The 26,920-nt window shown below is 63.5% G+C and carries 20 protein-coding genes and 2 pseudogenes; 5 read left to right on the top strand and 17 right to left on the bottom strand.

Features of this window, described 5'->3' with window-relative positions; translation table 11 throughout:
* Nucleotides 1-395 precede the first annotated feature (395 nt).
* Both J2X56_RS15280 and adhP read left to right on the top strand, forming a co-directional pair.
* Entirely contained in the window at nucleotides 396-1,154 is a 759-nt protein-coding gene (locus tag J2X56_RS15280) for a DeoR/GlpR family DNA-binding transcription regulator (RefSeq protein ID WP_034331224.1), read from the top strand.
* Nucleotides 1,155-1,368: 214 nt separating this feature from the next.
* The gene (gene adhP / locus J2X56_RS15275; RefSeq protein ID WP_121044585.1) at nucleotides 1,369-2,394 is read left to right on the top strand and encodes an alcohol dehydrogenase AdhP; all 1,026 of its coding nucleotides are present in this window, start codon (nucleotides 1,369-1,371) and stop codon (nucleotides 2,392-2,394) included.
* An 86-nt stretch (nucleotides 2,395-2,480) separates the two neighbouring features.
* Here the strand turns inward: adhP and J2X56_RS15270 are convergent, their stop codons facing one another.
* The 5 genes and pseudogenes from J2X56_RS15270 to J2X56_RS15250 all read right to left on the bottom strand — a co-directional run.
* Entirely contained in the window at nucleotides 2,481-2,789 is a 309-nt protein-coding gene (locus J2X56_RS15270) for a HigA family addiction module antitoxin (protein ID WP_121044588.1), read from the bottom strand.
* A 119-nt stretch (nucleotides 2,790-2,908) separates the two neighbouring features.
* A pseudogene (locus tag J2X56_RS15265) lies at nucleotides 2,909-4,414 on the bottom strand (DASS family sodium-coupled anion symporter).
* Nucleotides 4,415-4,570: 156 nt separating this feature from the next.
* Nucleotides 4,571-5,905, bottom strand: coding sequence for a DUF3100 domain-containing protein (locus J2X56_RS15260; protein ID WP_121044595.1), 1,335 nt, complete (start codon nucleotides 5,903-5,905; stop codon nucleotides 4,571-4,573).
* 96 nt (nucleotides 5,906-6,001) lie between these two features.
* Complete coding sequence (locus tag J2X56_RS15255) at nucleotides 6,002-7,516, bottom strand: aldehyde dehydrogenase family protein (RefSeq protein WP_121044598.1); 1,515 nt, start codon at nucleotides 7,514-7,516, stop codon at nucleotides 6,002-6,004.
* Nucleotides 7,517-7,530: 14 nt separating this feature from the next.
* Nucleotides 7,531-8,412: pseudogene (locus J2X56_RS15250) on the bottom strand (NAD(P)-dependent oxidoreductase); the annotation flags it as partial.
* Nucleotides 8,413-8,661: 249 nt separating this feature from the next.
* Here J2X56_RS15250 and J2X56_RS15245 point away from each other — a divergent pair.
* Nucleotides 8,662-9,576 carry a LysR family transcriptional regulator gene (locus tag J2X56_RS15245; RefSeq protein ID WP_034341250.1) on the top strand — a complete coding sequence of 305 codons (915 nt, stop codon included), beginning with the start codon at nucleotides 8,662-8,664 and terminating at the stop codon, nucleotides 9,574-9,576.
* A gap of 16 nt (nucleotides 9,577-9,592) precedes the next feature.
* Here J2X56_RS15245 and J2X56_RS15240 read toward each other — a convergent pair whose 3' ends face one another.
* The 8 genes from J2X56_RS15240 to msuE all read right to left on the bottom strand — a co-directional run bounded on the left by J2X56_RS15240 (nucleotide 9,593) and on the right by msuE (nucleotide 17,704).
* Nucleotides 9,593-10,354, bottom strand: a complete 762-nt coding sequence (locus J2X56_RS15240; RefSeq protein ID WP_204724912.1) for an ABC transporter ATP-binding protein — start codon at nucleotides 10,352-10,354, stop codon at nucleotides 9,593-9,595.
* A gap of 1 nt (nucleotide 10,355) precedes the next feature.
* Nucleotides 10,356-11,615 (bottom strand): SfnB family sulfur acquisition oxidoreductase, encoded by a 1,260-nt coding sequence (locus tag J2X56_RS15235; RefSeq protein ID WP_051057714.1) that lies wholly within the window; start codon nucleotides 11,613-11,615, stop codon nucleotides 10,356-10,358.
* Between the two features lie 94 nt (nucleotides 11,616-11,709).
* Complete coding sequence (locus J2X56_RS15230; protein ID WP_121044608.1) at nucleotides 11,710-13,026, bottom strand: ABC transporter substrate-binding protein; 1,317 nt, start codon at nucleotides 13,024-13,026, stop codon at nucleotides 11,710-11,712.
* 46 nt (nucleotides 13,027-13,072) lie between these two features.
* On the bottom strand, nucleotides 13,073-14,128 hold the full coding sequence (locus tag J2X56_RS15225) for a branched-chain amino acid ABC transporter permease (protein WP_134137293.1): 1,056 nt from the start codon (nucleotides 14,126-14,128) through the stop codon (nucleotides 13,073-13,075).
* Between the two features lies 1 nt (nucleotide 14,129).
* Nucleotides 14,130-15,026, bottom strand: a complete 897-nt coding sequence (locus J2X56_RS15220) for a branched-chain amino acid ABC transporter permease (protein ID WP_121044613.1) — start codon at nucleotides 15,024-15,026, stop codon at nucleotides 14,130-14,132.
* Complete coding sequence (locus J2X56_RS15215; protein ID WP_310160718.1) at nucleotides 15,026-15,913, bottom strand: ABC transporter ATP-binding protein; 888 nt, start codon at nucleotides 15,911-15,913, stop codon at nucleotides 15,026-15,028. Before J2X56_RS15215 ends, J2X56_RS15220 begins: the two co-directional genes overlap by 1 nt.
* Nucleotides 15,910-17,070: a dimethylsulfone monooxygenase SfnG gene (sfnG, locus tag J2X56_RS15210; protein WP_209567915.1), complete on the bottom strand. Its 1,161-nt coding sequence runs from the start codon at nucleotides 17,068-17,070 to the stop codon at nucleotides 15,910-15,912. The genes J2X56_RS15215 and sfnG overlap by 4 nt, the downstream gene beginning before the upstream one ends.
* Nucleotides 17,071-17,131: 61 nt before the next feature.
* On the bottom strand, nucleotides 17,132-17,704 hold the full coding sequence (gene msuE / locus J2X56_RS15205) for an FMN reductase (protein WP_310160717.1): 573 nt from the start codon (nucleotides 17,702-17,704) through the stop codon (nucleotides 17,132-17,134).
* 447 nt (nucleotides 17,705-18,151) lie between these two features.
* On the opposite strand from msuE, the gene J2X56_RS15200 reads away from it, so the two are divergent.
* Together J2X56_RS15200 and J2X56_RS15195 are read left to right on the top strand one after the other, a co-directional pair.
* The gene (locus J2X56_RS15200; RefSeq protein WP_310160716.1) at nucleotides 18,152-19,294 is read left to right on the top strand and encodes a sigma-54 dependent transcriptional regulator; all 1,143 of its coding nucleotides are present in this window, start codon (nucleotides 18,152-18,154) and stop codon (nucleotides 19,292-19,294) included.
* 126 nt (nucleotides 19,295-19,420) lie between these two features.
* On the top strand, nucleotides 19,421-21,571 hold the full coding sequence (locus J2X56_RS15195; RefSeq protein ID WP_310160715.1) for a TonB-dependent receptor: 2,151 nt from the start codon (nucleotides 19,421-19,423) through the stop codon (nucleotides 21,569-21,571).
* Nucleotides 21,572-21,648: 77 nt separating this feature from the next.
* Here the strand turns inward: J2X56_RS15195 and J2X56_RS15190 are convergent, their stop codons facing one another.
* The 4 genes from J2X56_RS15190 to gcvA all read right to left on the bottom strand — a co-directional run bounded on the left by J2X56_RS15190 (nucleotide 21,649) and on the right by gcvA (nucleotide 26,827).
* Entirely contained in the window at nucleotides 21,649-22,863 is a 1,215-nt protein-coding gene (locus J2X56_RS15190) for a PLP-dependent aminotransferase family protein (protein WP_209567921.1), read from the bottom strand.
* A gap of 13 nt (nucleotides 22,864-22,876) precedes the next feature.
* Nucleotides 22,877-23,914 (bottom strand): ABC transporter substrate-binding protein, encoded by a 1,038-nt coding sequence (locus tag J2X56_RS15185; RefSeq protein ID WP_375166039.1) that lies wholly within the window; start codon nucleotides 23,912-23,914, stop codon nucleotides 22,877-22,879.
* A gap of 154 nt (nucleotides 23,915-24,068) precedes the next feature.
* On the bottom strand, nucleotides 24,069-25,583 hold the full coding sequence (locus J2X56_RS15180; RefSeq protein ID WP_209567923.1) for an aldehyde dehydrogenase family protein: 1,515 nt from the start codon (nucleotides 25,581-25,583) through the stop codon (nucleotides 24,069-24,071).
* A gap of 359 nt (nucleotides 25,584-25,942) precedes the next feature.
* Nucleotides 25,943-26,827, bottom strand: coding sequence for a transcriptional regulator GcvA (gene gcvA, locus J2X56_RS15175; RefSeq protein ID WP_121044638.1), 885 nt, complete (start codon nucleotides 26,825-26,827; stop codon nucleotides 25,943-25,945).
* Between the last annotated feature and the right edge of the window lie 93 nt (nucleotides 26,828-26,920).

Genomic DNA, 26,920 nt, shown 5'->3' with positions numbered 1-26,920 from the left:
TTCTCCGTATTGGATCCGTATGGGTTCCGGGTTGTAACTGTATTGGTGCCGCAGCAAAACTGTACTGGCCGCGCCAATGACACCGTACTGCTGTCGGGGCTGCCACTGTATTGCTGTCGTGTTTCCGCTGTATTACTGCCGTATTGGTGCCGTATTGGTGCCGTGTTGCTTGTGTGCGGTAACCGTATTGCCGTCTCAGCGGTTCCGCTGTGTTTGCGTGCAACAGCTGCCGGGGCAACCCCGCACTTTCCCGGGAGTTGCCAATGCACCGTAAGATAAGCGACATCCCGAAAGTAAATCAACAATTATTTGTTGTTTTATGTTCGTTTATGTTTTTTAATGTTCATATCCAATCAAAAGTGTTTCCCAAAAATCAACGGATTTCGATCACCTCCATGCTCAATCCCAGGCAACAGACGCTGCTGGAATGCGTTCGCAAGCACGGCACCATTTCGGTGGAAGAGCTGGCCCAGCAGTTGAACGTGACCACCCAGACCGTGCGCCGCGACGTCAAGGCGATGGTTGATGCCAGTTTGCTGGCGCGTTATCACGGCGGGGTCGGGCTGCTGTCCTCGACCGAGAACATTGCCTATCCCGAGCGCCAGGTCATGCATGCCGACGCCAAGCGCCGCATCGGCCGCACGGTGGCGGCGCGGGTGCCGGATGGCTGTTCGCTGATCCTGAACCTGGGCACGACTACGGAAGAGGTGGCGCGCGCCCTGCAGCAGCACAAGAACCTGCACGTGGTGACCAACAACCTGAACGTGGCCAATTCGCTGGCCAGCAATCCGGCGCTCGAGGTCATCATTGCCGGCGGCGTGGTGCGCGCGCGCGATCGCGGCATCGTGGGCGAGGCCACCATCGATTTCATCCGGCAGTTCAAGGTGGACATCGGCATCATCGGCATTTCCAGCATCGAGATGGATGGCGTCTTGCGTGACTTCGATGCCCGTGAAGTCAAGGTCGCCCAGACCATCATCGAGCAGTCGCGCCAGGTCTGGCTGGTGGCCGATGCCAGCAAGTTCGGGCGGCAGGCGCTGGTGAAGATGGCGCACCTGTCGCAGATCGACGTGCTCTTCACCGATGCCCCGCCCCCGCCGGAACTGGCGACCCTGCTGGCGGAAACCGATGTGGAAGTGGTGATCGCAAAGTAAGCGCGTCAGGCACGCATGCGACAAAGGCATGCGCAACTGCACTCACCTTGTTTTTCAACGATGGGCGACATGGATCAATCCATGCGCAATCATCGATTGTCGTCGTGCGGCACGCGGAGGATATTGACGCTTGCAGGCAGGAACAACAGTTGGCCATTGCAGCACAAGGCCGCGTCCTGCCCTGGCATCCCGTTGATCCCCCCGAGGAGTGCATATGACGCAAATGATGAAAGCGGCCGTCGTCCGCGAATTCGGCAAGCCCCTGTCGATTGAACAAGTGCCCGTCCCCACGCCTGGTCCGGGCCAGATCCTGGTCAAGTTCGAAGCCAGCGGTGTCTGCCATACCGACCTGCATGCGGCCCATGGCGACTGGCCCGTCAAACCCACACCCCCGTTCATTCCCGGCCACGAAGGCACGGGCTACGTCGCAGCACTGGGCGCGGGCGTGAAGCACGTCAAGGAAGGCGACCGCGTCGGCGTGCCCTGGCTGCATACGGCCTGTGGCTGCTGCTCGCCCTGCCGCACCGGCTGGGAAACCCTGTGCGCCGAACAACAGAACACCGGCTATTCGGTCAACGGCAGCTTTGCCGAATATGGCCTGGCCGATCCCAACTTCGTCGGCCACCTGCCCGCTGGCCTGGACTTCGGCCCGGCAGCCCCCGTGCTGTGCGCAGGCGTGACCGTCTACAAGGGCTTGAAGGAAACCGAGGTGCGCCCCGGTGAATGGGTGGTGATCTCCGGCATCGGCGGCCTGGGCCACATGGCCGTGCAATATGCCAAGGCCATGGGCATGCACGTAGTCGCTGCCGACATCCACGAAGACAAACTGGCGCTGGCCAAAAAACTGGGCGCCGACCTGACCGTCGATGGCCGCGACCACAATGCGGTGGCAGAAGTCCAGCGCATCATCGGTGGCGCGCATGGTGCGCTGGTAACGGCGGTGTCGCCCAAGGCGATGGAACAGGCGTTCGGTTTCCTGCGTGCACGCGGCACCATGGCGCTGGTGGGCCTGCCACCGGGCGACATCAGCCTGCCGGTGTTCAATACGGTGTTGAAGCGCATCACCGTGCGCGGCTCCATCGTCGGTACGCGCCAGGATCTGGAAGAGTCGCTGGTCTTCGCGGCCGAAGGCAAGGTGGCGGCGCACTTTACCTGGGACAAGCTGGACAACATCAATGCCATCTTTGCGCGCATGGAAGAGGGCAAGATTGATGGGCGGATTGTGCTGGACTTGAAGTAAGCAGTCCCGGCGTACGCAGAACTTTGACGCAATAAAAAATGACGGCTTCTCGGGAAGCCGTCATTTTCGTTGAAGCCGCTGCCTGCTCAAACCGGGCTCGGCTCCTTGGGTTGCCACTGCTTGATACCAGCGAGCACATCACGCATCTTTTCACGCGCGACTTCAGTGTCATACGCGACTTGCGCGCGCAGCCAGTATCCGTCGGAGAGGCCGAAGAAGCGTGCGAGCCGCAAATCGGTATCGGCTGTCACGGCACGCTTGCCATTGACGATCTCGCTGATGCGCAATTGCGATACGCCGATTTCCTTGGCCAAGCGGTATTGGGTAATACCGCAGGGCTTCAGAAATTCGATCTTGAGCAATTCGCCGGGCGATACAGCCCTGATCTCTCGCATGATGCCTGTCTCTCGGAAGTAACAAAGGGAGCAGCATTCTGCCCGAGCCGAATCACGAAGCGAAGCAGCATCGCGAACAACTGATGACAATCTGGCTTCGCTTCGATCTCACCGCACTCTTACCAATACCCCAACACCTTCCACCACACCATCCCCACCGTCGCAAACACCAGCAATTCCACCACCGCCATCACGAAACCCACGCCCCACCACTTGCCCATGGAGACGTAACCGCTACCAAAGATGATCGGCGAAGTGCCAGTAGCGTAATGCGTCAGCGTCATCATCACGCCCGAGCCCGCGGTCATCATCAGCATGAAGGGGACCACGTACTGCGGCGGCAGCAATTGCGCGCCCACCGTGAGGAAGGCCAGCATCATCGCGCTGATGTGCGCGGTGGTACTGGCGAAGAAGTAATGCGACAGGACGAACACCAGCAGCAGCACTGCAGCCACCGCGATCCAGCCCATGCCGCTGGCCACGATGGCGGCCTTCATGCCTTCCGAGAACTAGGCCACCACGCCGGTCTTGTTCAACTGCTCGGCCAGCATCACCAGGGCACCGAACCACACCAGCGTATCCCACGCGCTCTTTTCCGAGAGCACGTCATCCCAGTCAATCGTGCCGGTGATGATGAGCACGAACAATCCAACGAACGCCACCACCGTGGGATCGAGCGTGAAGGCCGCCCCCAGCAGCATGGCCGGGACGTTGGCCCACAGCAGCAGCAACAGCGCAAAGGTCCCCAGCATCACCTTTTCGCTGGCCCCGAGTTTGCCCATCTTGTCGAGTTCGCTGCGGGCGTAGTCCACCGCATTGGGCGTGGACTTCAGCTCCGGCGGCGAGAGCAGGTAGATCACCATCGGCATGATCAGCAGGCACACCAGGCCGGGCAGCAGCATGCACAGCGCCCAGGTGGTCCATGAGAGTTGCAGCGCATGGCCGGTGGCCTTGGCCACGTAGTTGACCACCAGCGGATTGGGCGCGGTGGCGGTGAGGAACATGGCCGAGGTGATCGGATTGGCGTGATAGTTGACCAGCGCCAGATAGGTGCCGACCTTGTTCTGCGTGCCCTTGGCCGGATCGGAATCGAAGGCGTTGGCAATCGACTTCATGATGGGATGCACGATGCCGCCGCCACGCGCCGTATTGCTGGGCGTGAACGGGGCCAGCACCAGTTCGCAGATGGCCAGCCCGTAGCCGATGCCCACCGTGCGCTTGCCCAGCAGCGCAATGAACATCAGCCCGACGCGGCGGCCGAGCCCGGTCTTTTTCAAGCCACGCGAGATCAGGATGGCCACCACGATGAGCCAGATCAGCGGATTGGAAAAACTGGCCAGCGCATCGGCAATCGCGCCTTTGGAGGAAGTCGAGGTGACCTGCGACAGCGAGACGATGACGATGGCCATCATCGCCATCACGCCGATGGGCATGACCTTCAGGATGATGGCCACGATGGTGGTGAGGAAGATCGCCACCAGCGCCCAGGCCTTGGGCTCCAGCCCCGCCGGGCAGGGTGTGAGCAGCAGCAGGATCAGGACCGCCGTGGCGATCAGGGCCGGACCCAGCTTGAACGGGACGGCATCGTTGAAATACTTGAAGGTGGCTTTGAGTTGATTGAACATCGCATCATCCTGGAAGACTTGTAAAAGCAAGATGGCCGCACAGCCTGTTGCCGTGCGGCCATCCTGGTGCCAAGTATAGTCAGCCGGGTGAGTGCGCTGTTGCGCTCATTGCCGATGTTTTGATCTGGGCCAGCCAAGCGCCAGTTTTATGGTCCCTCAGTGGAAGATCTCGGCCACCAGTGTGGCACCGATGAAGGTACCGGCGTTGGCGGCGAAGGACACCAGCACGATGCGCCAGCCCAGGCGGCGGAACGCCGGGATATCCTTGGCCAGCGACAGACCGGCGAAGGTCAGCATCACCGGTGTCACCGACAGGAAATTGATCTTGCCGGTCAGCGCCACCAGTTGTGCGGCCCACGGACAGAGCGGCGAAGTCAGCGCCATGGCCACGATGGAGACCCAGCACACCGCCGGCACCTTGCGGCCGGTCAGGCGGCACAGCATGTCGCCCACGGCCACTGCGGCCACGATCACCAGCATGCCCGGCAAGGTCTCGACGGGCTTGCTGCCATACAGGATCCAGTCGCTCACCAGCGTCAGTACTGCGGCCACGCCCCAGGCTCCCCACTTCTGCAGTTCGCTCAGTTCAGGAACTTCGGCATGATCGCTGGCCGTGACCTGGCTCTGCTCGGTCGAGGCACGCGTGGTGCGGCCCAGGATGGGCTCCAGAATCCGATAGCCATACACCGCCAGCGGCAGCGAGATGAACAGCGTGAAGTAAGTCCCCAGCGTGGTGGTGATCAGGTTGCTGGCGGCGGCGAAGGTCATGACATCCTTGGCCACTTCCGCGGTCTGCTGGGCAGCCACGGCGCCGGCGGCGGCGGCCATCATGCTGCCCGATCCGACACCTGCGCCCATGGCCAGCGCGTAGGGATGGAAGATGTTGAGGCTGGCCAGGAAACCGGCCAGGATGGCGATGAACACGGCACCGAACAGGGTGCCGGTCAGATACTCGGCCAGCACGCCGCGTCCCTCGGGAGAATCCATGCCATAGCGCTCGCCGATGATGGCCAGGCTGGGTTCGCGCCCCACCGAGAAGGTCGCACCGATGGCTTCGCGCTTGATGCCCAGCAGCAGTGCCAGGGGCAGGCCGATCAGGATGGTGCCGACGAAGTGGCCCAGCTCCTGGAAGGCCAGCGCCCAGCCGGCGGCGGCCAGCTTGGGCAGCGAACTGCCGACCATCAGACCGAGTTTGGCGATGAACAGCAGCAGCGCCGGCTGCAGCACCGACGCGGCACGAAACTGCAGGGACGTATCCAGGCGCAAGGGCGCGGGCATGGACTTGTGCAGCAAGCCCAGCAACCCGCCCATGATGATGGCCCACACCATCGGCAGCAACACCACCTTGCCCGGACCGACATTGAGCGTGACCGAACCGATCCAGTCGGCCAGCAACATCACGATGGCCGTGAAGAAGTACAGCTTCAGGAAGGGAAAGCGGGTCCGCTCTCCCTGTGGTTGCGCGACATGGCTTGCGTAGCTTGCTTGCATCTTGCTTCTCCCTCGTGACGTTGGCCGCCCGGCATCGGCCGGGCAGCCCTCTGTGATGGTGGATCGGTCGGTGTGGTGCTGCCTGGAACGGAATCGTCAGCCGGCGTAGCCGAAGGGCGTGGCCGGATTGGCTGCGGTCTCGACCCACACGCTCTTGGTCTGCGTGTAGTCGTAGAGCGCTTCCATGCCGCTGGAGCGCCCGTAGCCGCTGCGATTGAAACCGCCGAAGGGCGAGGCCACGTTGATGGTCTTGTAGCTGTTGACCCAGAAGGTACCGGCGTTCACGCCCGCAGCCACCCGATGCGCACGTGCCACGTCGCGCGTCCACACCGCACCGGCCAGACCGAATTCGCTGTCGTTGGCAATGGCGATGGCCTCGGCTTCATCCTCGAAAGGAATGGCCACGGCCACCGGACCGAAGATCTCCGCGCGCGCCACCTCCATCGCATTGTTGGCCTGCGCCAGCAGGGTCGGCCGCACGAAATAGCCCTCATCGCCATAACGCGTATGACCGGCGGCCAGGGTCGCGCCCGCTTCCAGTCCGCTGGCCACCATGCGCTGGATGTGTTCGTACTGGCGGCGGTTGTTGATGGGCCCGACTTCGGTGCTGTCCTCCAGCGGTGCGCCGAGCCGGATCTTTTCCGCGCCGGCCGCAACCGTCTCGACGAACTGCTCATACACCTTGCGCTGGACCAGCAGGCGCGAACCCGCCACGCAACTCTGTCCGGCCCCCGAGAAGATGGCCGCCTGCGCACCGAAGGCGGCCAGGCGCAGGTCGGCATCATCGAAGATGATGTTGGCCGACTTGCCGCCCAATTCCAGCACGCAGGGCATCACGCGTTCGGCGGCGGCCTTGGCGATGAGCGCACCGGTGGCGGGCGAGCCGACGAAGATCACCTTCTTCACCGACCAGGTCGCCATGGCCTGCGGCACCATGCTCTGGCCGAGGCCGGCCAGCACGTTGACCAGCCCGACCGGCAGACCGGCCTGCTCACCGAGGCGCGCGATGGCCAGCGACGAGAACGGCGTCAGCTCCGAGGGCTTGAGCAGTACCGCATTGCCGGTGGCCAGCGCCGGACCTAGCTGCCAGCCACAGGTAAAGGCCGGGGCATTCCACGGCGTCATCTGCAGCACCGTGCCATAAGGTTCGCGGCGGGTGTAGTTCAGGTGCGAACTGGGGACCGGAATGACTTCGCCATAGAACTTGTCGGCCCATCCGGCGTAATACTCGAACATCTCGGCAACCTTCTGCATCTCGGCACGGCAGTCGCGAATCGGCTTGCCGGAGGAGATCGCTTCCAGCCGCGCCAGGGCTTCGGCCTCGGCCCGGATGACCGCGCCCACCGCGTACAGCGCGCGGCCACGGGCCGCATGGCTCAGTGCCCACCACTGGCGTTGCGCAAGCTGGGCGGCCGCTGCAGCGGCCTCCACTGCAGCGGCACCGCCATCGCGGTAACTCAGCGAAGGACGGCCGGTCGCCGGGTTGTAGAGCTGGATGCTCTCGCCCTGCCCGGCCACCAGCTCGCCGTTGATCCAGGAGCCGATTTCCTTGGCTGCGGGGAAGAAATGGCCGAAGGCCAGCATCAGTTGGTCTGTGTCATGGGGCTGCATGCGTGCTCCGGCAATCAATGTTGGGAAGGTTCGATGTAAGTCACGATGCGGTTGAAATCTTCCGCATCAGCCAGGCGCTCCACGCTCCTGGCCCACAGCCGCCCGGCTTCCTGCGCCAGCGGCGTGGCACTCCCGGTCTGTTCGATCAGGTTCATGGCCAGGCGCAGGTCCTTGCGCATCAGTTTCATGGTGAAGCCGGAATCGAAGGCTTCATTGAAGATCCAGGTCGGATAGAAATGCTCGATCACCTTGCTGTTGGCCGAGCCGGCGGCCAGCCCCTGGAAGATCTGGCGCGCATCCAGTCCGGCAGCCGCAGCGATGCGCGCGGCCTCACCGGCGATGAGCAGATGGGTGCCGGTGACCAGGTTGTTGAGCAGCTTGGCCACATGGCCGGCACCCACCGGACCGACGTGCACGCGCTTGGCGCTCATCACGGCCAGCACCGGTTCGATGCGCGCCACGATCTCGGCGCTGCCGCCGATGACCATGCCCATGGTGGCCGTGGCCGCGCCCTTGGGGCCGCCGCTGACCGGCGCATCGACCAGTTCCATCCCCGCTGCCTGCAACTCGGCCGCCAGGCGGCGCGTGCTGTTGGGGTCGGCGGTAGTGGTATCGACGATCACCAGTCCGGCCTTGCCACTGTGCAACAGCCCGCCCTCGCCCAGCACGACCTGCTCCACGATGTCCGAGGTCGGCAGCGACAGCACCACCAGTTCCACCGCCGCAGCCAAAGCCGCAATCGTCTCCACGCAATGCAATCCCCGCTGCGCCAGCTCCGTGCGGGTCGCTGCGAGGGCGTCATAGCCGGTCACCTCATAGCCCCCGCGCTGCAGGGAAAATGCCATCCCACGGCCCATGTTGCCCAGGCCAATCACTCCGATTTTCTTCATCCTTGTCCTCTGCGTTCTCTTGCGATCAACTCATCTTCACCAAATCGAGGCAGGCTTGCGCCAGCGTGATGCGCGGCTCGCACCGATTTTGCGCATCGCAGCAAAATCACCGAAATACACCACAAGATGCACGGTGTTCACTGTGTTTTGCACGAACTTGCCTTTGATGGACGTTGAGTTTGGCGGCTTTGATCACTACAATCAATCCGCACAGATCATGTTTATTGTTCTAATTTCGAGAACACGGAGAATCCGATGGGCGAGACCCTCAACGACCACCGCATCGCCTATCTGCACGAGGCAGTACGCAGCGGCAGCGTGCGCGCTGCGGCCGACGCGCTGGACATCGCGCCTTCGGCGGTGAGCCGCCAGATCAGCCTGCTGGAACAGGAGCTGGCGGTGCCGCTGATCGAACGCCACAAACGCGGCGTCAGTCCGACCGAGGCCGGGGCCCTGCTGCTGGAGTATTACCGCGAACAGCGTTCGCACCAGTCCGACGTGCTGGCCAAGCTGCAGGAGATCCGCGGACTCAAGCGCGGATCGATCAACATCATCATGGGGGAAGGATTCATCTCGGACATGGTGAGCGGACCCATCAAGCAGTTCTGCAAGAAGTATCCGGAGATCTCACTGGTGCTGGATCTGGCAGGCACCAACGAAGTCGTCAGTGCGGTCGCGGCCGATGAGGCGGAAATCGGGTTGGTCTTCAATCCGCCGGTGGAAGCCAAGATCGTCAGCCGCGCGGTGGCGCGCCAGCCCATGTATGCCATCGTGGGACGGCAGTTTCCCTTGCTGGGCAAGGTGGAATCGGTGACGCTGCGCGAGCTGGCGGCCTATCCGATGGCGCTCACGCATCTGGCCTATGGCACGCGGCAACTGGTGGAAGCCGCCACGCTGATCGAGAAGACCCGCCTGACGCCGACCATCACCACCAACTCGATTGCCATCCTCAAGCATTTCGTGAAGTCCGAGCTGGGCTTCACGCTCTTGCCCCTCTTCGCGGTCACTACCGAACTGGCGGCGCGTGAACTGTACGCAATCCCGGTGCGCAATACGCTGCTGACACGCTCGGAGGCGCATCTCATCACGCGCACCGGACGGCAATTGTCGACGGCGGCCAACCGGCTGCTGCAGCACCTGAGTACGCGCATGAAGGCCTTTCAGGATTAGGGCCTGTTCACGCAGGTCAGGCGGCCTGCGCGACATTGCCCTCGCCGAAATAGAAGGCCTGGATATCGGCGCGCTCCCGCAGCGCCCGGGCGTCGCCGCTCAACACGCTGTGCCCGTGCTCCAGCACCGTGGCGCGATGCGCGTACTGCAGCGCCACCGCCGAATTCTGTTCGGCCACCAGCAGGGCCACGCCCTCCTCGCGGTTGAGCCGGCTCAGTTGCGCAAAGATGTCCGCCACCACCTTCGGTGCCAGCCCCATCGAGGGCTCATCCAGCACCAGCAGCCGCGGCCGCGAGATCAGCGCGCGGCCGATGGCCAGCATCTGCTGCTCGCCGCCCGAGCACAGCCCGGCCAGGCTGCGGCGACGCTGATGCAGCAGCGGAAAGAAGGCATAGATGCGATCCAGTGCCTCCCGCAGCACGGCACGCCGCGTGAAGTGCGCAGGCCAGCCGGTCAGCAGATTCTCTTCCACGCTGAGGGACGAAAAACAATGCCGTCCTTCCAGCACCTGCGCCAGTCCCTGCCGCACCAAGTCGGCAGGACTGCTGCGCGCCACCTCCCGCCCCTCGAACAGGATGCGTCCGCCGCGTACCTGCCCGCGCTGCGCCGCCAGCAGATTGGAGACCGCCTTGAGCGTGGTCGACTTGCCCGCGCCATTGGCCCCCAGCAGGGCGTGGATCTCGCCCGCCTGTACGTCCAGGCTCACATCCTGCAAGGCCAGCAGCGCGCCCTGATAACGCACCTCGATGGACTCGATCTGCAACAGCGGCGCACTCATCTCAGCTCCATGCGTGGAAAGGCGGCTTGACGCCATTGAGGTAGTAATTGCCGACGATGGCGTATTTCCAGCGCACCGGATCATGCAGCGTGTGCGTGCGCGCATTGCGCCAATGACGGTCCAGGTTGTACTGGCCCAGCGTGGAACGCGTGCCCGCCAGTTCGAACAGCTTGTTGGTGGCGTGGATGGCGATCTCGGTGGAGAGCACCTTGGCTTCCGCCGTCAGGATCTGCGCACGCGCCACGTTCTCGGCATCAGGAGCGGCGACGGCCGCATCGATGGCGCGGCCCGCGCGTTCCAGCAGCGCTTCGCTGGCATGCAGGCGGATCTGCAGGTCGCCCACGGCCTGGATGGAATACGGATCTTCCCAGGCGTGATCGCGCTGGCTGTCGATCCACGGGCGCGACTTGGTGCGCACGAAGTCCTGGGTATCGGCAATCGCGGCGCGGGCAATGCCCACGTCCACCGCAGCCTGGATGATCTGGAAGATGGCCCCGTCGGCGGAGGGTTCGAGGTAGCCCTTGTAGGCCGGGATCAGATGCGTCTTCGGCACTTTCACCTGATCGATGATGACGGTGCCGCTCAGGGTAGTGCGCTGGCCGAAGGCTGACCAGTCGTCGATGACGGTCAAGCCCGGTGCATTGCGCTCGGCCACCACGTACCAGGTGCGGTTCTCTTCATCATTGGCGACGATGGGCACGTAATGCGCCAGCAGCGCGCCGGTGGAGTAAAACTTCTTGCCGCTTACGATGACGTGGTCACCGGCATCGACGAAGCGCGTCTCGAAGTCCGCAGCCCGCTTGGATCCCGACTCGGAGAAGGCATTGCCCCACCGCACGCCGCGCAGGAAATCGGCAAAGAAACGCTGTTGCTGTTCCGGATCGGAAACGGTGCGCACCGCCGCCACGAAGCCCAGGTGATTCTGCGTGATCTGGCCCAGCGACGGGTCGGCCGCGGAAATGATGGCGATCACTTCGGCCAGCGTGGCATAGGAGACTTCGGCCCCGCCGAAGGCACGCGGCACGTTGATGGCCCACAGGCCGCTTTGCGAATAGGCCTCGATCTCTTCCACCGGCCAGCGGCGCAGCTGGTCGCGTTCGGAAGCGCCTTGCGCCAGGCGCTTGGCCAGCGTGTGGGCGACGGCGATGGCTTCGGCGTCATCACGGATCACGTGCGCCGGTTGCGCCGCGCGCGGCAAGCCGGGTACCGGGCCGCTGGCGGGAGAATAAGACTGTGTGGAGGGGGCGAGCACGGCAGACATGGTCGGACCTTTCAGAAAAAATGGGGAAGTGGAAGAAGACGGCAGGTGGTCCCGCATCAGCGCATCACTGCATCACCGCAGGACCGCCCTGCCCTCAGTCATCGATGCTCTTGCGCACCTTGATGTTCTTTTCCTTGGCATAGGCCAGGGCGGACTTTTCGATGATGGGACGCAGCAGTTTCCAGTCCGGGGCGATCCAGTCGGAGACCACGTTCCACTGCTTGCCATCCCATTGCTGGAAGGCCACCAGGCCATCGCCTTCGTGGTTGTCCCAGGTCACGTGGATGGAGTGGAACAGGCCCTTGGCACCGAGTGCAGCCGTACGGGCCTGGTCGATATTGAGGTTCTCCAGACCCCAGCGGATTTCATCCCCGGTGAGCGTGCGCTTGCCGAATTTGGCCTGGGCGATGCGGATCGCTTCCACGTTGAGGATGCCGTTGAGCACGCCGAGATTGTGATAGACGCTGCCGATGCGCTTAGGATCCTGCAGGTTGCCCTTGCCAGCGCCGTAGACGGTCTTCTGGATTTCCTGCAGCACCGGATACTGCGCGCCTGCGGCCACGGTGGTGATGGCCACATAGCCCTTGGCAGCGTCACCGGCCGGGATCACGTCTTCCTCCGAATTGGACCAGACGTTGCCGATGATGTGATCCGCCGGGAAGCCCGACTTCTGCGCCGTCTTCAGCGCCACCGGGTTCATCACGCCCCAGCCGCGCAGCACCACATAGTCGGGCTTGGCGCGGCGGACCGCCAGCCATTGCGCCTGCTGGTCATTGCCGGGGTGCGGCACTTCGATCTGCTGCAGCGAGAAACCATATTTTTCCGACAGCAGCTTGTAGATCGGGATGGTCTCCTTGCCATAGGGCGAGCCGTGATACAGCACCACGATCTTCTTGCCCTTGAGCTTGTCGCTGCCGCCTTCCTTGCTGGCGATGTAGTTGACGATGCCCGAAGTCTCGCTGTAAGGGTTGAGCAGCAGCGGGAAGATGTACTTGAACACGCGCCCATCGGTGGTATCGGTGCGGCCGTGGTTGATGGTCAGCAGCGGTACCTTGTCGGCCGTGACGCGATCCAGCAGCGCATAGGCGATGCCGACCGAGAGCGGGTTCCAGGTGGCGATGTTGGGACGCTGCTTGAGGCGCTCGTAGACTTCCACGCCGCGCTCCACTTCGTACTGGGTCTCGCCTTCTTCCCAGGTCAGCTTGACGCCGCCCACGCCGCCATCGCGCAGGTTGACCAGGTTCAGGTAATCGATGAAGCCGCCAAAGAAGCCGGTCCCGCCAGCCGCATACGGACCCACCCGGTAACTCTGCAGGGGGAAGAATTGTTCATCGGCATGGGCATGTTGCAGGCCTGCAGACAGGAGGGCTGCGGAGAGAATGAAGGTTTTTAATAATTTTGCGTGCAGCATGGTGAGAGAGCTTCTCCGTGGTGAGGGTGGAAGTGAAGGTAAATAGTTATGGCGCAGGCGCGCGCTTGTGAAGGCGACGGCGTGCGCGTTCCCACAGGGCCGCCAGGCCCTGCGGCTCGACGATGAGGAAGAAGATGATCAGCGCCCCCAGCACGATGCGCTGGCTCATTTCCAGCACGCCCGAGTCGAACCACTGCCCCAGCAGCAGGCTGCCCAGGCGCGACAGCAGCAGCGGAAACACCACGATCAGCGCCGCCCCCAGGAAGGCCCCGCGAATGGTCGCCAGCCCGCCGATGATGACGATGAAGAGAATCTGCAGCGAACGATCCAGATTGAAGCCGGCCGGCTCCACCGTGCGCAGGTAGACGAAGCCCCACAGCACACCGGCCACGCCGATGACGAAGGACGACACGGCAAAGGCCAGCAGCTTGGTGCGCAGCACCGGCACGCCGATCACGCGGGCGGCCTGTTCGTTGTCGCGTACGGCGATGAAGTGATGGCCGGTCTGGCTCTGCACCAGCCGCCAGCACAGCAAGGTCAGCACCGTGACGATGGCCAGCGCGAACAGGTAGCGGCCCGCCGGCGTATCGAAGGCCAGCCCGCCCACCACCAGCGGCGGCGCATCGATCACGCCGGACGGATTGTCATTGCTGAACCAGCTGAACTTGACCAGCACCCACTGCACGAAGAACTGCGCCGCCAGCGTCGAGACGGCCAGATAGAAACCGCGCAGGCGCAGACTGGGCAAGCCGAACACCAAACCGATGGCGGTCGCCGCCACGCCGGCCAGCGCGATGGAGACCAGCAGCGGCAGGCCCTCCACGCGCAAGTTGAGGTTGTAGGCAGCGAAGGCACCCACCGCCATGAAGGCCGAACTGCCCAGCGAGAGCTGGCCCGCGTAACCAGTCAGCAAATTGAGTCCGACCGCCGCCAGCGAGAGTGCCAGGAAAGGAATCAGCAAGGCATCGATGACATAGGGCGAGGCGAACCAGGGAAGAATGACCCAGGCCACCAGCAGCAACAGCAGCCAGGGTGCAGCACGCCGCCACGAGAGGCCACGCAGGGGCAGCACGCGCGGCGAAGAAGCGAGAGAAGTCGTCATGTCAGGCCCTTTGCCATGCACGCTGGCCGAACAGGCCACTGGGCCTGACCAGCAGGAAGGCCAAGGCGGCCACGTAAGCGAACCAGCCTTCGATGCCGCTGCCCACCAGCGGACCGAGATAGACCTCCGCCAGTTTTTCCAGCGCACCGATGAGCAGGCCACCGACGATGGCCCCCAGCACCGAATCGAAACCGCCCAGCACCAGGACCGGCAAGGCCTTCAGCACCACCAGCGACAGCGAGAACTGCACGCCCAGGCGCGCGCCCCACAAGAGACCGGCGATCAGTGCGATCAATCCGGCCGTGGCCCACACGGCGGCGAGAATGCGCGGCAAGCGCAAGCCCACCGCCAATGCGGCAAAGCCGTCATCAGCCAGCGCGCGGAATTCCAGTCCGAGGCGGGTGTAACGGAAGAAGGCCGACAGCAGCGCCACCATCACGGCCGCCGTGGCGGCGGCAAAGAGATCGAAGGAAGAGATCATCATCCCGCCCAGTTGCAGGGGCGTATCGGCGATGCCCAGCTCCAGCGCATGCACCTGCGTGCCCCACAGCAATTGCGCCGCGCCCTCGATCACGTAGGACAGACCCAGCGTGGCCATGAACAGCGTCATCGGCGACTGGTTCTGCAAGGGGCGCAATACCACCCGCTCAATCGAGAGGCCCAGCAGGATCATCGCCGCCAGCGTCAGCAGCAAGGCCAGCGCGAAAGGAACACCGCGCTCCACCAGACTCACGAAAGTCAGCGCGGCAAACAGCAGTTGCGCGCCCTGCGCAAAATTGAGCACGCCCGAGGTCTTGTAGATCAGCACGAAGCCGATCGCTACCAGCGAATACATCACCCCCGAGAGCAGGCCACCGGTCAGCACTTCGGCGAAGAACACCCAATCGAAGTCAGCCATCACGCGGCCTCCTGCGTGGTGTGATGCTCAGGCTGGGCCACGCCCAGATAGGCCTCGATCACGGCGGCATCCTGGCGCACCTCGGCCGGTGCGCCATCGGCAATCTTGCTGCCATGCTGCAGCACCACCACGCGGTCGGAGAGTCCGAAGACCAGGCCGATGTCATGTTCGATCAGCAGAATGGCGGTCCCGAACTGATCGCGCGCGGCGCGCACGAAATGCGTCATCTCGCTTTTTTCGGTGACGGTCATGCCGGCCATCGGCTCATCCAGCAACAGCACCCGGGGTTGCGCCACCAGCGCGCGCGCCAGTTCCACGCGCTTCTGCAGGCCATAGGGCAAGCCACCCGCCGGACGCTCCGCATGCGCGCGCAGGTCGAGGAAGTCCATCATCTGCGCGGCCAGTGCACGGGCCTCGTTGCGCTCGCGGCGGGCGCGGCCGAGACCGGCGATCTGTTCCATGAAACTGGACCGCATCGCATCGACGCGGCCCAGCACGATGTTGTCGCGCACGCTCAGGCCCTTGAACAGGGCCAGGTTCTGGAAGGTACGCGCCACGCCCAGCCGCGCCAGGCGTGCCGTGGGCACCTGCCGGAAACGCTTGCCGGCCAGGCTGACCGTGCCCTGCGTGGGCCGGTACAGTCCGCTCATGACGTTGACCAGCGAACTCTTGCCCGCGCCGTTGGGACCGATCACGGCCAGGATCTCGCGCTCATGCAGGGCCAGGTCGACATGGCGCAAGGCCTGCACGCCACCGAAGGACAGGCTGATGCCCTCCAGTTGCAGGACCGGCGCGACGCCGGCCTGCACCGAGCGCTGCGCCGAAGTGCCGGCGTCAGCGTCCGCATGGGCGGGCAGCGCGAGCTCAAGCGTGCCGCTCATGCTCATGCCACCGCTTCCAGTGTCTGCGCCTGATGCGGGGCTGCCGTGGCCGTGGCCTGACGCGCTTCCAGTTCACGCACCAGCGGCAACACTTTCTGGCCGAAGTATTCGACTTCCTCGATGAAGTGCAGGAAGCCGGTCAACACCAGATCCACGCCGATGGCCTTGAGCGCGACGATGCGTTCGGCGATCTGTTGCGGTGTGCCGATCAGGTTGGTCTTGAAGCCGTCGTTGTATTGCACCAGGTCGTCGAAGGTGGACTTGGCCCAGTTGCCCTCGCCTTCGGGCGAAGCCTTGCCCGCCTGCTTGACCGCGTCGCCGAAGGCATGCACCGCCTCCACGTGGGCGTGGTCGATGATGTCCTGCAGGACGGCTTGCGCTTCTTCTTCGGTATCGCGGGCGATCACGAAGGCGTTCACGCCGATGCGCACCTTGTGGCCGTTCTGCGCGGCCTTGGCCTGGATGTCATCGATCTGTGCCTTGAGCCCCTCGACCGTATTGCCGTTGGTGAAGTACCAGTCCGAGACGCTGGCCGCGTTGTCGCGCGCCGCACGGGAGCTGCCGCCCTGGAAGATTTCCGGGTGCGGCTTCTGTACCGGCTTGGGACTGAGGGTGTAATTGTTGAAGCGATAGAAATCGCCCTTGAAGGTGAAGTCATCCTGGGTCCAGATGCCCTTGAGTGCGCGGATGAATTCATTGGAGCGGCGATAGCGTTCGTCATGTTCCAGCCAGGGTTCGCCGATGGCCTGGAACTCGCCCTTGAACCAGCCGCTGACCACGTTGATGGCGATGCGGCCCTGCGAGATGTGGTCGATGGTGGCGATCTGCTTGGCCACCACGGCCGGATGCCACGGACCGGGCAGGATCGCGGCCAGCACCTTGAGCTTGGTGGTGGCGTGCAGCAGGGCCTGGCTGAAGGAGACCGACTCGTGCTGGTATTCGGCACCATAGCCGGCGGTGAAACGGATCTGGCTCAAGGCGTATTCGAAGCCGGCCTTTTCGGCGGCCACTGCCAGGCGCTGGTTGTACTCCAGGCTCCAGTCGGTGCGTTGCGGGATCGTGCTCACCACCAGGCCGCCGCTGACGTTGGGGACCCAATAGGCGAACTTGACGGCATCGGTGCGCGGGGTGGTGGAGGTCGTGGTAGCGGGGGCTTGGCTCATGAAAAAACTCCTGTGAAAAAGAGGATGATCGGGTGATCGAAAATGAAATGGCGCGCGGTGATCAGCGGGCGGCGCGGGACGGTGCCGCCGATGCGGCAAGGCCTTGCAACACCGGCAGCGCCCGCTGCACGGTCAGGGCAATGCGTTCCTGCAGGGCCGCACTGATGATGGTTTCGTTGTCGAACTCCCGGGCATTGGCATACACGCCCAGCGGCAGCGTGAGCGCCTGGAAGAAGGCGAACAGCGGACGCAACTGGTGATCGATGGCCAGCGCATGGCGATCGCTGCCGCCGGTGGCGGCCAGCAGCACGGGCTTGCCGAACAGCGACTCCTGCGGCACCAGGTCGAACAGATGCTTGAACAACCCCGAATAGGAGCCGCGATAGACGGGGCTGCCCGCCAGCAGTACATCGGCGTTTTCAATGGCGGCGATCTTCTGGCGCACGGCGTCGGGCAACTGCGCCAGTTCAGTGGCACTGAGCAACTGGCCGCTCAGGTCGGAAAGCGCCACCACTTCCGTCTGGATGGCGATGTGCTGGCCCAGCTGCGCTGCAATGGCATTGAGCAGGCCCAGCGTACGGGAGGGACGGCGGCCGCTTCCGGCGACGATGACGACTTGCAGGGGACGGCTCATGAAGAAGGCTCTCCTTGGATGACTGAAGGAAGGACGCGATCGCATCCTCCCTCCTCATTCAGCGAAGAACGTGCCACCCTGCGAAACCTTTCAAATCAAGGACTTGCAAAAATGCGGGCTACTGCTGCAGCAGCAATCTGCTCCCGCGCTGCTGCTGGAGCAGCAAGAATGCTGCGCCAGGCTTGCTCCGATGTGCCTCCTTATTTACTAAGTTTTCAAAGCTGTATGACAGCTTTGCATTCTCCTGCCGAAGCTGTCGCCAGACGGCGACGGATTATCGTCAGTTCCTTGTCAGACAAGCTTTTGCGGGCGATGACCCAACGTATACCGAGCATGCTTATGCTGAATTGGTCGTTAATTCGCTCTTTGCATATTGTTAGAATCATTTCACCTTCCCTTCCTGCCTCTCCCCCCGGAGCAGGAGATTCCACAAGCCCGGAGCCTGACATGCATGCCAGCCCTCGCTCTGCCCATCTGTATGCGCTGCCCTCTTCGCCGGAGGGTGATGGCGACCTTGCCGCGCGCACCGCATCGCCGCTGCTGACCTTGCCGCATGCGCGCAAGCTGGGCACGTCCATTCGCGCCACGGCGCAGGTGTTCCATGATCCGGTCTCGGTGGCCCTGCTGGAACGCGTACAGCGTGTGGCACCGAGCGATGCCAATGTGGTCATCATCGGTGCCACCGGTACCGGCAAGGAACTGATCGCGCGTCACGTGCATGCGTTGAGCCATCGCCGTGATGCACCCTTCGTGGCCGTGAACTGCGGTGCGTTTTCGGAGAGCCTGGCCGAGAGCGAATTGTTCGGCCATGAGAAAGGCGCCTTCACCGGTGCCATCGCGCACAAGGCCGGCTGGTTCGAGGCGGCCAATGGCGGCACGCTGTTCCTCGATGAAATCGGCGACCTGCCGCTGGCCATCCAGGTCAAGCTGTTGCGGGTGCTGCAGGAACGCGAAGTGGTGCGGCTGGGATCACGGCGCAGCATCCCCATCGACGTGCGCGTCATTGCCGCCACCAACGTGCGCTTGCAGGATGCGGTGGCGGCCGGCCATTTCCGCCAGGATCTGTATTACCGGCTGCAGGTGGTGCAACTGGCCATTCCGCGTTTGCGCGAGCGGCCTGCGGATATCCTGCCGCTGGCCTATCACTTCCTCCATGAATATCGCCAGCGGCTGGGCTATGGCGCGCCCCGCATCGATGCCGAAGGCGAACGCAAACTGCGCGAGCACGACTGGCCGGGCAATATCCGCGAACTGGAAAACGCCATCCACCATGCGCTGCTGATCTGCCAGGAAGACAGCCTGCGCGCCGAGCACTTCCATCTCTCCCATGTGGAGCGGCGCCCGGTGTACGCCGCGCATGGCGGCATCGATTGCAGCAACGATCCCCTGCAAGCGCTGGAACAGGCCTTGCAGAACCTGTTCAATCAATCGCAGGCGGGCCTGTTTGAAAAAATCGAAGACACGGTATTTCGTACCGCCTTCGAGTTTTGCGAACGCAATCAGGTACAGGCCGCGCGCCTGCTCGACATCAGCCGCAACGTGCTGCGGGCAAGGCTGATCCGCAATGGGCAAATCTCGGCGCTGAAATGACGCTCATTGCAAAATAACAACTTGAACAGACTTTTCTTCACAATAAACTTACAATTTCCCAACAATTGTTAACGATTATCATTTATATTCATCGGCCCGATTATTTGCCTGGCTGTTTGAATACCGATGATGATGCACCGAGGATTTGCGACTTCCCTTCCCTGCCGCTGCGCCACCAGCGCCGCGTGGCTGCTGACCAGTCTGCTGGCGGTGGCGCCCCTGGCATGGGCCGACGATGCGGCCACGGCCGCAGGCAGCAATGCAGCGGCCCTGCCCGAGATCAGCGTCTCTGCTGGCCGCGACAAGGCCAGCAGCAGTTACAACGCCACCAGCACCAGCGGTGCCACGCGCACTGATACGCCGTTGATGGAGCTGCCGCAGTCGGTACGCGTGATGACCACCCAGCAGATTGAGGACCTGGGTGCGGTGCGTCTGGCCGATACGGTCGATTACGTCAGCGGCATCAGCCGCCTCAACGACTTCGGCGGCACCTGGGACAACTTCGCCATTCGCGGATTCAGCAGTACCGACATGGGTTTCCTGGTCAATGGCTTCCCCGGTTCGCGCGGCTACAATCCGCGCCGCGATACGGCCACCATCGAACGCATCGAATTCCTCAAGGGTCCGGCCGCCGCGCTCTATGGCAGCAGCGAGCCGGGCGGCACCATCAACATCGTCACCAAGAAACCGCAATTCACGCGCAAGAACAGCGCCGAACTCAGTGCCGGTACTGGTGGCCTGCGCCGTGCCACGGTCGACAGCACCGGTCCCCTGAGCCAGAACCTGGCCTATCGCCTGATCGCCATGACCGAGGAAGGCGACAGCCGTTCCAGCCTGCTCAACAACCGCCGCTCGCTGGTGGCCCCGTCGCTGGCCTGGGTGATCGACAAGGACACCCTGCTGAACTACGAGGCCGAATTCCTGCAGGCCAGCACGCCGCTGGACCGCGGCCTCATCAACGTGCGCGGCGTGCTGGGCACGCTGCCACGTGACCGCGTCCTGAACGAACCCTCGGATGGCAACATGGCCATGCGCAGCAATACGCATCAGCTGACGCTGGAGCGCACGCTGTCCGAGCAGTGGCGTGCCAGGCTTGGTGCCAGCTACAAGGAAAGCAGCTTCGATGGCTATTACACCGAAGCGGCCCTCTCCAATCCGCTGGCCGCTGACAACCGCACGCTCAACCGCACCCGCACCTGGCGGCAGCTTCCCTCGCGCGATACCTCCTTCCAGGCGGAGCTGCAGGGCAACTTCAACACCGGTGCCATCGGCCACACCCTCCTGATCGGTGCAGAAGCATCGACGCTGTGGATGAATACGGAAATCCTGCGCTCGGCCAATACCCCCATCGATATCTACAATCCGGTCTACGGCAGCCCGTTGCTGCCGCTGACCAACCGCACCAGCAGTTCGGACGAAAGACAGCGCGTGAAGGGCGTGTTCGTGCAGGATCAGCTGAGCCTGTCGCCGCGATGGAAATTGGTGGCGGGCCTGCGCTGGGATCAATACAAGCAGAGCATCGAGAACCGCGTGGGCGGCGTCACCACCACCTCGCAGCAACAGAGCGCCGTGTCGCCGCGCGCCGGCATCACCTATCTGCCGACGGCCTGGAGTTCGGTGTATGTGACGGCGGGCAAATCCTTCCGTGCCAACAGCGGCGTGGATGCCAGCGGCCGCGCCTTCGATCCGCAGCATTCGACCGCCTATGAAGCCGGCCTCAAGCTGCAGACCACGGATGAACGCCTGGGCGCCAACTTCGCGGTCTACGACATCACCAAGACCAATGTCCTTACCGCCAGCGATACGCCCGGCTTCCAGGTGGCGGCCGGCGAAGCCAAGAGCACCGGCTTCGAGGCCGATGCCTATGGCCAGATCGATGCGCACTGGCGTCTTTCGGCCAATTTCGCCTGGGACAATGCGCGCGTGACCAAGGACAAGACCCTGGCCGCCGGCACGCGCCTGGCCAACATTCCGGCCTACAGCGCAGGTCTTCTGGTCATGCGTGAGGATGCGACGGCCAACGGCGCGCGCTATGGACTGGGGGGCGGCGTGAACTACGTGGGCAACCGTTCGGGCAATACCGCCGACACCTATTCGTTGCCGGCGTATGCGACAGTCAAGCTCCTGAGCTACTGGCAGGTGAGCAAGAATGTGCGGCTGTCGCTGGACGTGCATAACCTCTTCAACCGCAACTACTATCCCGGTTCGTGGAACAACCTCTACGTGATGCCGGGGGCGGAACGCACTGTCGTGGCGCGCATGAAGATCGACCTGTAAATCGTTTCCACGACGCCGCAATGACAACGCCCCGATCCGCACTGCGCATCGGGGCGTTTTTCATGCATGAAGAAAAGTCATGCTTGCACGTGCATCCATTCCTCGTGTGCCTGCTTCAGGCGAGCCACGCCATCGATGATCTCCTGCGGCTGGGCATTGGCGAAAGAAAGTCGCCAATGGCCCGGATCGGATTGCGTGGCATAGAAGGCGCTGCCCGGCACGTACATCACGTTGTGGCGCACCGCGCTCTGCAACAGCGCCGTGGCATCGGTGCCATCCTTCCAGCTGGCCCAGATGAACATGCCGCCTTCCGGCGCAATCAGAGAGAGACGATCACCGAAGGCATCACGCAAGGACGACAGCATGATCGCGCAACGTTCGCGATAGGTGGCGATGATGTGCGGCAGATGGGCCTCCAGAAGCCCGGCCTGCAGATACTGCGCCGCCACCATCTGCATCCACGGCGCAGTGCACAGGTCGCCGGTCTGCTTGGCGATGACCGCACGGCGCTGGATTTCCGGTGGGCCGCACATCCAGCCGATGCGCAAACCCGGTGCCACGATCTTGGACAGACTCGACAGGTACACCAGCCAGTCACGCGCCCCCTCGATCTCCTGTGCCACCTGCAGCAGCGGCGGCTCGGCCTGCCCGGAAAAACGCAGCTGGCCGTAGGGATCATCCTCGATCACGATGAACTGGTAACGCACCGCCAGCGTGAGCAAATGACGGCGGCGTGCCAGCGGCAAGGTGGCGCCGGTCGGATTGGCGAAGCTCGGCACCAGGTACAGCAGCTTGGGCCGGGCACCCGCCAGCAGCAAGGCTTCCAGGGCATCGGTATCCATGCCTTGGGCGTCACCGGGAATTTCCAGCAGTTCGGCATGCGCCAGGCGCAAGGCCTGGATCGCCGCCGGATAGCAGGGCCGCTCGATGACAACGCCATCACCCGGCTCCAGCAGGATGCGCAACAGCAGTTCAAACCCCTGCTGTGAACCGGTGGTGACGATCAGCTCGCCCGGATCGGCACCACCGATGCGCGCACGCGTGACCTGCTTGAGCACTTGCGCAAGTTGCGCCGCGCCTTCGGTCGCCCCGTATTGCAGGCAGGCCGCCGCTGCACTGTCGAGCAGGGTGGCGGCGCTCTTTGCCAGCCCTTGCGTATCGAACAGCGCAGGCGCCGGATAGCCGCCGGCAAAGGAAATCATGCCGGGTTGCTGCGTGTACTTGAACAGCTCCCGGATGGGCGACCCCTGGGGCGACTGGAAGGCCGGATTGAAACGATAAGCTGCGGTCATGATCGATACAGGCTTATTGCTCGATCATGCGGTTCCAGCGGTTGTTCCACTCGGAGCGCTTCTCGTTGACGGTATCCCAGTCGACGGTGTTGAGGTTCTTGGTCAGCACTTCGCTCTTGCCCAGCTTGGCCTGCGCGGCATCCGACAGCGGCACGTTGCGGTTGACCGGAATCGAATTGGCCAGCGCCATGCTCTTGGCCTGCACCGCCGGGGTCAGCAGGAATTCCAGCAGCTTCTGCGCCAATTCCGGTTCGCTGTTGCCCTTGATGGGGCAAGCGCCGGTCATGAGCAGCACGCCGCCTTCCTTGGGGGTGGCGAATTCAGCGGGGATGCCCTTGTCCTTCAGGTTGGCGATGCCGGTCACGGTCAGCGGGAAGATGGCCGCTTCATTGGTCTGCACCATCTCGGAAATCTTGGCCGAGCTGGAGAGATATTCGACCACGTTGGGGCCGATGGTGCTGCCCCACTTCTTGAAGCCGGGGTCGACGTTCTTGTCGGTACCGCCCACCAGGCGGTTGAACATCATGAAGCCATACAGGCCGAAAGTACTGGCCGAGATCGACTGGAACACCACCTTCTGCTTGTACTTGGGATCAGCGAAATCCATCCACGAGGTCGGTGCCGGCCAGCCCTTCTCGGCGAACAGCTTCTTGTTGTAGCCGATGCCGAGCACGCCCATCTCGATGGCCACGGCCTGGTCGTTGGCCAGGCGCGCGAAGGGATAGACATCCTTGAGCACGGCGGCGTCCTTGACCTTTTCGCACAGGCTCATGTTGATGGCGCGGTACATGATGCCGTCATCGAGGAAGGCCACGTGCATCTGCGGCTTGTCGCGCTGGGCCTGCATCTTGGCGATGATGTCGGAGGAGGTGCCGGGCACCACCACCACCTTGACGTTGTTGGCCTTCTCGAAGTCGGGGAAGATCGAAGCGGTGTAGTTTTTCTCCATCGTGCCGCCGTTCATGCCGACGTAAATGGTCTTGGTCTGCGCCTGCGCGCCAGAGGCGATCAGGGTCGCAGCGATTGCACAGGTCACTGCCAGGGTCTTCATCTTCATTACTGCACTCCTTGCCGGTTTGCCGTTGTGGGTCCCGCTTGCGCGGGCGTGGGTCGTGGGATGCCATGCCGGATTCCCAGGTGGAGCAGGAATCCGGCAGCGGTGCTGCATTTTTGCTTGGGGTACTGCAGGTGGACGTGGCCGTCGCTCAGTCGATATCGAACTTCACCCCCTGCGCCAGCGGCAGGGTCTTGCTGTAGTTGATGGTGTTGGTGGCGCGGCGCATGTAGTTCTTCCAGGCGTCCGAACCGGATTCGCGGCCCCCGCCGGTTTCCTTTTCGCCGCCGAAGGCACCGCCGATTTCTGCCCCGCTGGTGCCGATGTTGACGTTGGCCAGGCCGCAGTCGCTGCCCACGGCCGAGACGAACAGCTCGGCTTCGCGCATGTCATTGGTGAAGATGGCCGAGGACAAGCCTTGCGGCACGGCGTTGTTCATGGCGATGGCATCGCCCAGTTCATCGTACTTGACGATGTAGAGGATGGGCGCGAAGGTCTCGTGATGCATGATCGCGGTCTGGCCGGGCATGGTCACCAGTGCCGGGCGCACGTACCAGGATTGCTGGCCCATCACGTCCACCCGTTCGCCGCCGGTGACTTCACCGCCCTGCGCACGCGCTTGCTTGAGTGCCGCCTGCATGGCATCGAAAGCAGCCTGGTCGATCAGCGGGCCGACCAGGGTATCGCCCTGCAGCGGATCACCGACCTTCACGCTGGCGTAGATGCGCTTGATCTGCGCCACTACCTGGTCATGAATGCTGCTGTGGACGAACAGGCGGCGCAGGCTGGTGCAGCGCTGGCCGGCGGTGCCCACGGCGGAGAAGGTGATGGCGCGCAGCGCCAGGTTCAGGTCGGCCGAGGGCGCGACGATCATGGCATTGTTGCCGCCCAGTTCCAGCAGGCTGCGGCCCAGGCGTTCGGCCACCACGGTGGCAACCTTGCGGCCCATACGCACGCTGCCGGTGGCGCTCACCAGCGGCACGGTGGCCGAACGCGAGAGGGTCTCGCCCAGGTCGGCACCGCCGATCAACAGGCCGCACAATTGCGCCGGCACCAGGTTGGGACGCTGCGCCGAGAAACGCGCCACGGCCTTGGCGAACAGGGCTTGCACGGCCAGTGCCGTGACCGGCGTTTTTTCGGAAGGCTTCCACACCACGGCATTGCCGCACACCAGCGCCAGCGCGGCGTTCCACGCCCACACGGCGACCGGGAAATTGAAGGCGGTGATCACGCCGACCACGCCCAGCGGATGCCAGGTTTCCATCATGCGGTGGCCGGGGCGCTCGGAGGCGATGGTCAGGCCATGCAGCTGGCGCGACAGGCCCACGGCGAAGTCGCAGATATCGATCATTTCCTGCACCTCGCCCAAACCTTCGGAGAGGATCTTGCCGGCTTCCTGGGTGACCAGGGCACCGAGTTCGTCGCGATGCTCGCGCAGCACTTCGCCCAGCACGCGCACCAGTTCGCCGCGCACCGGCGCCGGCACTTCGCGCCAGGCCAGGAAGGCCTGTTGCGCGCCGGCGATGGCCGCTTCGGCGTCGGCCGGCGACTGCGCCTTGAGTTGCGCGATGACCTCGCCATCACGCGGCGAACGGATCACCAGATCGTTGCCGGCGTAGGCCGAGAAGTCGGCACCCAGGGTGGAGAAGATGCGTGGAGAAGACATGGGGTTCCCTTGAAAAGTGGAGTGGGATGGGTCTGGAACGATGGAGTATAAGGACAGCCGCCCCACTTCTTAAAACCAAAAAATTTCACCACATCATGAGTTTTTGGAATGCACTGGCCTGGCGCGCGAGAATGCGCGAGGATGGGCGAGGATGGTGCAGCGCATCACTTCATATCGGCCGCAAGCCCCCGTGCCGTGGCGCTTCCAGCCGCGGTACCGGGGCCGCGCCGGTGGCGGCCTGCAGCGCCCTCATGGCATGACACGAGATGCATCTGCACGCAGGAGAAAAATGCGCGGCCATGAGTTTTAGTCAGCCAGGGAAATCGCTGCACCGAATCGATGCAGCCCGATGGAAGACCTCAGCCGCCCTGTGCTTCGCTCAGGATCCACTCGCGGAACTTGAGGATGGCCGCCTTGCCGGCGTTCTTTTCGGGATAGACGAGGTAATAGGATTGCGGGCTCTTGACCGCCAGCGGGAAGGGTACGTGCAACTGCCCCAGGCTGATCTCGGTCTCGACCATGAACTTGGGCATGAGCGCCACGCCCATGCCGGCGACGGCGGCCTGGATGACCATGGCCAGTTGCTCGAAGCGCGGGCCCGACAAGGCATTGGGGCAATCCACCCCGACATGGCGGAACCAGTCCTGCCAGGCCTGCGGGCGCGTGGTGTGCTGGAGCAGCGTGACGTTGGCCAAGTCCTCCACCGAGCCCAGGCCTTCGGCCAATGCCTTGCTGCAGACCGGCACCACTTCCTCGCCCATCAACCGCACCATCACGGTATCGGGCCAGTCGGGTTCGCCGAAGTGGATGGCGGCATCGACCTGGCGCGTATTGAAATCGAAGGGCAGCACTTCCGTGCTCAGGTTCAGCAGCACATCGGGATAGGCGGCAGCGAACTTGGCCAGGCGCGGGATCAGCCACTTCACGCCGAAGGTCGGCAGGATCGCCAGGTTGAGCACGCTGGCCAGGCTGTTGTAGGTCATGACCTGGAAGGTCGCCATCTCGATCTGCTTCAAGATGGTGGAGACCTGGCCCGCATAATCGCGGCCGGCTTCGGTGAGGATCAGGCGGCGGTTGATGCGCTCGAACAGCTTGACGTTGAGGTACTCCTCCAGGATCGCCACCTGGCGGCTCACCGCACCCTGCGTCATGTGCAATTCATTGGCCGCCTTGGTGAACGACATGTGCCGGGCCGACGTATCGAAGGCGATCAGGCAGGACGTTGACGGGATGAAACGGCGCATGGGACGAAGACCGCTGGCTGAAGGCGGGGCAGAAGGTGAAGGAGCCCGCACTATAGCAAATGGCGTGCCCTCCCCTCCAGAGCGTCCCGGCAC

This window comes from Herbaspirillum sp. 1173 (assembly GCF_031455335.1).
Taxonomy (GTDB): Bacteria; Pseudomonadota; Gammaproteobacteria; order Burkholderiales; family Burkholderiaceae_D; genus Herbaspirillum; species Herbaspirillum huttiense.
This window is presented reverse-complemented; position numbering and strand designations above follow the sequence as displayed.

Excerpts from the sequence above, each read along its gene's own strand:
- J2X56_RS15280 (WP_034331224.1), top strand. The coding sequence starts at position 396 with ATGCTCAATCCCAGGCAACAGACGCTGCTGGAATGCGTTCGCAAGCAC.
- adhP (WP_121044585.1), top strand. The coding sequence starts at position 1,369 with ATGACGCAAATGATGAAAGCGGCCGTCGTCCGCGAATTCGGCAAGCCC.
- J2X56_RS15270 (WP_121044588.1), bottom strand. The coding sequence starts at position 2,789 with ATGCGAGAGATCAGGGCTGTATCGCCCGGCGAATTGCTCAAGATCGAA.
- J2X56_RS15260 (WP_121044595.1), bottom strand. The coding sequence starts at position 5,905 with ATGCAAGCAAGCTACGCAAGCCATGTCGCGCAACCACAGGGAGAGCGG.
- J2X56_RS15255 (WP_121044598.1), bottom strand. The coding sequence starts at position 7,516 with ATGCAGCCCCATGACACAGACCAACTGATGCTGGCCTTCGGCCATTTC.
- J2X56_RS15245 (WP_034341250.1), top strand. The coding sequence starts at position 8,662 with ATGGGCGAGACCCTCAACGACCACCGCATCGCCTATCTGCACGAGGCA.
- J2X56_RS15240 (WP_204724912.1), bottom strand. The coding sequence starts at position 10,354 with ATGAGTGCGCCGCTGTTGCAGATCGAGTCCATCGAGGTGCGTTATCAG.
- J2X56_RS15235 (WP_051057714.1), bottom strand. The coding sequence starts at position 11,615 with ATGTCTGCCGTGCTCGCCCCCTCCACACAGTCTTATTCTCCCGCCAGC.
- J2X56_RS15230 (WP_121044608.1), bottom strand. The coding sequence starts at position 13,026 with ATGCTGCACGCAAAATTATTAAAAACCTTCATTCTCTCCGCAGCCCTC.
- J2X56_RS15225 (WP_134137293.1), bottom strand. The coding sequence starts at position 14,128 with ATGACGACTTCTCTCGCTTCTTCGCCGCGCGTGCTGCCCCTGCGTGGC.
- J2X56_RS15220 (WP_121044613.1), bottom strand. The coding sequence starts at position 15,026 with ATGGCTGACTTCGATTGGGTGTTCTTCGCCGAAGTGCTGACCGGTGGC.
- J2X56_RS15215 (WP_310160718.1), bottom strand. The coding sequence starts at position 15,913 with ATGAGCATGAGCGGCACGCTTGAGCTCGCGCTGCCCGCCCATGCGGAC.
- sfnG (WP_209567915.1), bottom strand. The coding sequence starts at position 17,070 with ATGAGCCAAGCCCCCGCTACCACGACCTCCACCACCCCGCGCACCGAT.
- msuE (WP_310160717.1), bottom strand. The coding sequence starts at position 17,704 with ATGAGCCGTCCCCTGCAAGTCGTCATCGTCGCCGGAAGCGGCCGCCGT.
- J2X56_RS15200 (WP_310160716.1), top strand. The coding sequence starts at position 18,152 with ATGCATGCCAGCCCTCGCTCTGCCCATCTGTATGCGCTGCCCTCTTCG.
- J2X56_RS15195 (WP_310160715.1), top strand. The coding sequence starts at position 19,421 with ATGATGATGCACCGAGGATTTGCGACTTCCCTTCCCTGCCGCTGCGCC.
- J2X56_RS15190 (WP_209567921.1), bottom strand. The coding sequence starts at position 22,863 with ATGACCGCAGCTTATCGTTTCAATCCGGCCTTCCAGTCGCCCCAGGGG.
- J2X56_RS15185 (WP_375166039.1), bottom strand. The coding sequence starts at position 23,914 with ATGAAGACCCTGGCAGTGACCTGTGCAATCGCTGCGACCCTGATCGCC.
- J2X56_RS15180 (WP_209567923.1), bottom strand. The coding sequence starts at position 25,583 with ATGTCTTCTCCACGCATCTTCTCCACCCTGGGTGCCGACTTCTCGGCC.
- gcvA (WP_121044638.1), bottom strand. The coding sequence starts at position 26,827 with ATGCGCCGTTTCATCCCGTCAACGTCCTGCCTGATCGCCTTCGATACG.